Annotated in this window: 4 protein-coding genes and 1 pseudogene; 4 read left to right on the top strand and 1 reads right to left on the bottom strand. The window is 54.3% G+C overall.

The genetic code is table 11. The features are described 5' to 3' along the window. Positions 1-259 precede the first annotated feature (259 nt). Entirely contained in the window at positions 260-874 is a 615-nt protein-coding gene (locus tag L692_RS29255) for a TlpA family protein disulfide reductase (RefSeq protein ID WP_025701421.1), read from the top strand. Between the two features lie 106 nt (positions 875-980). Here L692_RS29255 and cimA read toward each other — a convergent pair whose 3' ends face one another. Further along, positions 981-2600: a citramalate synthase gene (cimA, locus tag L692_RS0117635; RefSeq protein ID WP_025701420.1), complete on the bottom strand. Its 1620-nt coding sequence runs from the start codon at positions 2598-2600 to the stop codon at positions 981-983. Between the two features lie 287 nt (positions 2601-2887). Between cimA and L692_RS0117630 the strand changes: the two genes are divergently transcribed. From L692_RS0117630 to L692_RS0117620, 3 genes and pseudogenes are all read left to right on the top strand, one after another. Beyond that, on the top strand, positions 2888-4183 hold the full coding sequence (locus tag L692_RS0117630; protein ID WP_025701419.1) for a DNA polymerase IV: 1296 nt from the start codon (positions 2888-2890) through the stop codon (positions 4181-4183). A gap of 165 nt (positions 4184-4348) precedes the next feature. Continuing rightward, positions 4349-4591: a ferredoxin gene (locus tag L692_RS0117625; protein ID WP_025701418.1), complete on the top strand. Its 243-nt coding sequence runs from the start codon at positions 4349-4351 to the stop codon at positions 4589-4591. A 146-nt stretch (positions 4592-4737) separates the two neighbouring features. Continuing rightward, a pseudogene (locus L692_RS0117620) lies at positions 4738-5334 on the top strand (L,D-transpeptidase); the annotation flags it as partial.

Genomic DNA, 5334 nt, shown 5'->3' with positions numbered 1-5334 from the left:
TTGGTATACGGAAGGTTCTAGCCATATAGGCGGGACTTTTCCCTGGAATGCTGTCATTGTTCACCCCTCTCTCTTCATTGGGTTTCGTCCTTGACGAAATCCCCTTTTTTTGTCCAAAATTATGTACGCTGTAGCAACCACGGGGATCGCCCGTTGGAAATGACAATGTTTGCGGTGTTTCCGAATCCTTCCGTTTGAAACTTGCCTATACGGGGGTACAATAGGAGTTAACAACTCCATTTGTAAAGGATAACCCACGATGAAGATGGCCAACCATAGAAATCTGGCAATCGCAATTTTGGCGCTGGCAGCGGTATCAGCTATTGTATTGCGGCAGCTTGAAGACAAGACCGAAACCGTCCAGCATCCAAACGCAACGCATCCGGCGGAGCAGGCCATTCTTCCGGCTAACGGCCAGACTCCTCCGTTCGAGAGCGGGGCCAAGGCTGGACTTCTGGCGCCCTCTTTTACGATTCAGGGTGAGAATGGCGTCTCTTATAGCGTCGGCGGAGCAAGGGATAAGGCTGTGCTGCTTAATTTTTGGGCTTCCTGGTGTGATCCCTGCCAGGCCGAAGCGCCTGAATTAAACCAAATAGCCGAGAAGTACAAGGATACGCTCGATATTTATGGAATCAATGTAACAAGCTATGATTACAAGGCTAATGCGGAGCGTTTTGTGAAAAAGCATAAGCTTGTCTTTCCCGTAATGTTCGATCTCAAGGGAGAGGTTTACGCCAAATACAATGGGAGCGTATTTCCTACCAATGTGCTGATCGACCGCAGGGGCGTCATTTCCGAGATTATTCTTGGAGGATTGACCGCAGAGCAGCTTGACGGGAAGCTGGAGAAGCTTATGCAGCAGAAGCGCTTGTAAGCGTAACATAACCATCACTATGTGAAAAAGAGCCGTTTCCGCGCTAAATGCGCAAGGGAAGCGGCTCTTGTGGCATACTAAGCGATCTGTTGCCGGCAAGCGTGACTTAATGATTGACCAGGCCGCGCTGTCCCAAATCCAAAAGATCGGTTACTTCCGGAGACATTTGACCGAGCAGGGCGTAGCGCATGCTGTCGACCAGCGCTTCCCAGCTTGCCTCGATAATGTTGGCGGATACGCCGACGGTGCTCCAGGTATCGCTGTAATTTTTGGATTCGATTAGCACGCGAACCTTCGCGGCAGTCTGGTCCTTCTCGTCCAGCACACGAACCTTGTAATCGGACAGGTGCATGTCTTTCAGCTGCGGGAAATGAGCCAGGAGCGCCTTGCGCAGCGCATTGTCCAGAGCATTGACAGGGCCGTTGCCTTCACCGGCGGTATAAAGAGTTTCGCCTCCAACCTTCAGCTTGACGAATGCTTCCGAGACAACAGGCTTCCCTGCTGATTTCTCCACGAGCATCTTGAACGATTCGAAGGTGAACAGCTCATTCATTTCGCCCGTCGCTTCTCGCAGCAGCAGCTCAAGCGAGGCATCGGCGCCTTCGAACTGGTAGCCTTGGTGCTCCAGATCCTTGATCTTGTCGATGACCTTGCGCGCCTGCTCGCTGCTCGGGTCGAGATTCAGGCCCATATCCTGGGCCTTGGACAGCACATTGCTCTGGCCGGCCAGCTCGGAGACGAGCACACGCTGCTTGTTGCCCACTAATTCGGGAGCGATATGCTCGTAGGTGCGGGAGTCGCGCAGAATGGCCGAGACGTGAATGCCGCCTTTATGCGCAAACGCGGCGCTTCCCACATAGGGCTGGTTCACAGGCATATTGACATTGGCAACCTCGCTCACATAGCGGGCTGTATTCGTAAGCTGCGGCAGAGAATCGCCCGGAATGCAGCTGTAGCCCATCTTGAGCTGAAGTGTCGGAATGATGGAGCAGAGGTTGGCGTTGCCGCAACGCTCGCCGTATCCGTTGATCGTTCCCTGCACCTGCCGGGCGCCGGCTTCGATGGCGCTGAGCGCATTGGCTACGGCAAGCTCACAGTCGTTATGGGTGTGGATGCCAAGCGGCGCCCCGGGCAGACGTAGAGCTAAAGAGGAAATGATGTCCCGAATTTCATTCGGCAGGGTTCCTCCGTTGGTATCGCACATTACGAGCCAATCGGCTCCCGCTTCACGGGCGCGGGACATGACCGCCGCAGCATACTCTGGATTATTCTTATATCCGTCGAAGAAGTGCTCGGCGTCAAAAATGACTTCAAGTCCTTTGCTTTTTAAATAAGCGATGGAGTCGCCGATCATGGCGAGGTTCTCCTCAAGGCTCGTTTGCAGGGCGGTATGCACATGGAAATCCCACGATTTGCCGACCAGCGTCGCAGCGGGCACGCCCGCCGCTATGATGCGCTGGAGATTGTCATCCTGGTCCGCCTGCGAGTTTTTGCGGCGCGTGCTGCCGAATGCGGTAATTTTGGCGTTCAAATGAAGTTCTTTTACTCTTTTGAAAAACTCGATATCCTTCATATTGCTTCCAGGAATGCCACCTTCAATATAGTGCACACCCAGATCGTTGAGCTTCTTGGCGATTTTCAGCTTGTCGTCGGCCGACAGACTGATTCCTTCGCCTTGGGTGCCGTCGCGCAGCGTTGTATCGAAGATGGATATGGACTTAGACATGTGCGTCCTCCTAAAAGTTTTATTAGCGCAGCTTCCGGGCACGTACTTCGCAAAACTGGCTTCGGAAGCGTGAATTAGCGGGAATGAATTTTTATATTATAGCATTATTACGCTGGAATGTAACAGAGAACTCATACATTAAAATTTAAATTCCGGCAAAAATGTGTGGAAATTACGCGTGTATGCGCTTCAAGCCGGATTGACCTGCAAATTGGAGAACGGTATGCTAAAAATTAGCAGGGACATGAGCGCTGTGCCAGCATTGACTATGAAGGAAGAGGGCAGACATGAGTGATAATGTGGACCGGTATTATCCCGCCAGCGGCCGGGTTATATTGCATGTGGATATGAATGCCTTCTACTGTTCCGTTCATGAGGCCGAGAATCCGGAAGCTTATAAAGGCAAGCCGACGGCGGTGGCCGGAAGCGTGGAAATGCGCAGGGGGATTATCGTCACCTGCTCCTATCCCGCAAGGCGGCGCGGCATTTCCACGGGCATGCAGGTGCAGAAGGCTCTGCGGGTATGCCCCGAACTCATTGTCATCAAGCCGGATTTCCATCTCTACCGCCGTTACTCGGCGGCCTTCATGCAGATTGCCTACAGCTATACGCCGATGCTGGAAGCAGTATCCATCGACGAATGCTACCTTGACATTACGGGATCGCGCCAGTTCGGCACCCCGCCGGAGATTGCCGGCGCCATTCAGACGCGAATCATGGACGAGCTGGGATTGCCTTGCTCCATCGGAATCGCGCCCAACAAGCTGCTCGCCAAGATGGCCTCGGATTTCAAGAAGCCGAGCGGTATTTCGATCTTGAGGCTGCGGGATGTGCCGAGGCTGCTGTGGCACAAGCCTTGCGGCGAGATGTTCGGAATCGGCGCCAAGACGGCGGATAAGCTGAAGAAATTGGGCATTGGCAGCATCGGTCAATTGGCTGCGGCGGATGAAGGCATGCTGCTTGACACCTTCGGCGTTCTCGGCTCCTGGCTCAAGCGCGCGGCGAATGGCATTGACGACTCTCCGGTGAATCCGCAGCGGGAGCAGAGCAAGTCCATCGGGCACACGACGACGCTGCCCGGCGATATCTCAGGGATAGCCGAAGCGCGGCCGGTGCTGCTCGCATTAAGCGACCAGGTGGCAAGAAGGCTTCGCAGACAGAAGCTCGTCGCCTCCGGCGTTCAGCTTACCGTGCGGACGCCCGATATGAAGACCATCACCCGCTCGCGGCAATTGGAGATTCCGACAGAGACGGCTGAGGATATCTATAAGACGGCCTGCGCGCTGTTCCGGCAGCATTGGGATGAAGAGAAGCCCGTCCGTCTGCTCGGTGTGACGCTGCACGGCTTAACTCCGAAGGAGGATTCCGCCATCCAGCTTGATCTGTTCGATTACGAGCGGCAGCCAAAGAAGGAATCACTCAACCAGGTCATGGATATGCTGCGCAACAAATTCGGCGAGAATGCGGTGCTGACAGCAGGGATGCTGGGCGATCCGCACACCGGCCTGCTGCGCAATCACAAGGCGCGCGGGACCTCGCTGCAAAAGGATCAGCTAAGCCGGCCGCAGCAGGATGAGGAGTGACAGAATTCAAGCGGTTACGACAAAAGCGCGGGAATACGGATTGAAATTGCCGACTTTTTATATTAATATGACAAAGAAACGACACTCGTCCACCAAGGAACGACAATCTTTGGAATAACAGCCTGCTTTGTGCGGAGCTGATGATTAGTAGGAGGCAGACGAATTATGGCTAAGTACACTTGGGTTGACAAAGATACCTGCATTGCATGCGGAGCTTGCGGCGCTACGGCTCCCGACATTTACGATTATGACGATGAAGGTCTGGCCGAGGTTATCTACGAGGGTGACGCTAACCGCGGTGTGACGGATATTCCGGAGGATTTATTCGATGATCTGCAAGATGCGGCAGACGGTTGTCCTACGGATTCCATCAAAGTCGCGGACGAGCCTTTTAGCAAGGAAGGCTAATTCTGCCGGTTGCGTATTCATCCAATGGGTTCATCAAAAGACACCCCGTTTCACAGATTTTATTGTGAGCCGGGGTGTCTTTTTGCGGTTTCCGGTCCGATATAAAGTATAAGTGTTAAGCCTGTTCCAACCATACGGAGGAAACGATGAAAAATTCACAATACCTCAAGCAGTATGTGCAGATGCATCCCGACAATAAAATGGCGTGGTATCTGCTGGGCAAGGAGTATAAGAAAAGCGGGCAGGAAGGCAAAGCCAACTACTGCTTTAACCGGGCCGGTGGCGTGTTTGAGGCCTTCGAGCAGAGCAAAGTGCCGTCCGATATGCTGCGCGAGTATGAAGAAGGATTGCTGAGGACGGCCCGTGAGCGGGAGCGGCGGACAGGCCGGGTCCGCAGATTGCTGCTACTGGTCTCGCTGCTGCTGCTCATTATGATGCCGGCAGCGGCCAAGGCGCCGGGCAACGGCTCCATTCAGCAGGCGGTCGGACCTGAGAGCCTGCCGAATACCATTCCGGCCGCGCTGTCCGAAGGAAGCTCTAAGCGGGAGAAGGCGGGCGGTTCTTCGGCGGATACACTGTTGTTCACGGCGCGGGAGGCTGGAGGCGCGTCTTCCGGACGCGATTTGGCCGAGCTTCTCGGCAGCGGAGATGGCAAAGTCCCTTCCCTTACAGCTGTGCTTGGCATGCAGCGTTCGGGAAGATGGCTGCTCTGGAAGGAGCGGCTTCCCGTGGAATATACCATG

This window comes from Paenibacillus forsythiae T98 (genome assembly GCF_000520735.1).
Classification (GTDB): Bacteria; Bacillota; Bacilli; order Paenibacillales; family Paenibacillaceae; genus Paenibacillus_AQ; species Paenibacillus_AQ forsythiae.
This window is presented reverse-complemented; position numbering and strand designations above follow the sequence as displayed.

Bases quoted from the DNA above. Each gene is read 5' to 3' on its own strand.
- L692_RS0117630 (WP_025701419.1), top strand. From the start codon at position 2,888: ATGAGTGATAATGTGGACCGGTATTATCCCGCCAGCGGCCGGGTTATA.
- L692_RS29255 (WP_025701421.1), top strand. From the start codon at position 260: ATGAAGATGGCCAACCATAGAAATCTGGCAATCGCAATTTTGGCGCTG.
- L692_RS0117625 (WP_025701418.1), top strand. From the start codon at position 4,349: ATGGCTAAGTACACTTGGGTTGACAAAGATACCTGCATTGCATGCGGA.
- cimA (WP_025701420.1), bottom strand. From the start codon at position 2,600: ATGTCTAAGTCCATATCCATCTTCGATACAACGCTGCGCGACGGCACC.